Source organism: Brevundimonas terrae (assembly GCF_011761985.1).
GTDB classification, from domain to species: domain Bacteria; phylum Pseudomonadota; class Alphaproteobacteria; order Caulobacterales; family Caulobacteraceae; genus Brevundimonas; species Brevundimonas terrae.
Genome location: NZ_JAASQT010000013.1, coordinates 1 through 1,106, shown reverse-complemented (window position 1 = coordinate 1,106; position 1,106 = coordinate 1). Strand labels below are relative to the sequence as shown.

General features: G+C 60.2%; 1 protein-coding gene. It reads left to right on the top strand.

Annotated elements, in window-relative coordinates; all coding sequences use genetic code 11:
- Positions 1-1,032: elongation factor Tu (gene tuf / locus FHS64_RS14175; protein WP_167179461.1), on the top strand; the 1,032-nt coding region annotated here is incomplete at its 5' end.
- Positions 1,033-1,106: the final 74 nt, after the last annotated feature.

The window sequence follows — 1,106 nt, the reverse complement described above, 5'->3', positions numbered from 1 at the left end:
CCGGAAGAAAAAGCCCGCGGCATCACGATCAACACCTCGCACGTTGAGTACGAGACGGCTAACCGTCACTACGCACACGTGGACTGCCCGGGTCACGCCGACTACGTGAAGAACATGATCACCGGTGCTGCCCAGATGGACGGCGCGATCCTGGTCTGCTCGGCTGCTGACGGCCCCATGCCGCAAACCCGCGAGCACATCCTGCTGTCGCGTCAGGTTGGCGTTCCGGCTCTGGTCGTGTTCCTGAACAAGGTCGACATGGTCGACGACGAAGAGCTGCTGGAACTGGTCGAGATGGAAGTTCGCGAACTTCTGTCGTCGTACAACTTCCCGGGCGACGACATCCCGGTCATCAAGGGTTCGGCTCTGGCCGCCGTTGAAGACCGTGACGCGCACATCGGTGCAGACCGCGTTCTGGAACTGATGCAAGCTGTTGACGACTACATCCCGCAGCCGGAACGTCCGATCGACCAAGCCTTCCTGATGCCGGTTGAAGACGTATTCTCGATCTCGGGTCGTGGTACGGTTGTGACCGGTCGCGTTGAGCGCGGCATCGTCAAGGTTGGCGAAGAAGTTGAAATCGTCGGCATCCGTCCGGTCCAAAAGTCGACCTGCACGGGCGTTGAAATGTTCCGCAAGCTGCTGGACCAAGGTCAAGCTGGTGACAACGTCGGCGTTCTGCTGCGTGGTCTGAAGCGTGAAGACGTCGAGCGCGGCCAAGTGCTGTGCAAGCCGGGCTCCATCACCCCGCACACCAAGTTCGTTGCTGAGGCCTACATCCTCACCAAGGAAGAGGGTGGCCGTCACACGCCGTTCTTCACCAACTACCGTCCGCAGTTCTACTTCCGCACGACCGACGTAACCGGTATCGTGAACCTGAAGGAAGGCGTGGAAATGATCATGCCGGGCGACAACGCCGAGCTGGACGTCGAGCTGATCACCCCGATCGCCATGGAAGAGAAGCTGCGCTTCGCTATCCGTGAAGGCGGCCGCACCGTCGGTGCTGGCGTCGTTTCGAAGATCGTTGCCTAAGCAACGCTTTGATTTGACCCACACGGGTTAAGCCTAAAAGACGGCCCCCCGGAGCAATCCGGGGGGCCGTTTTG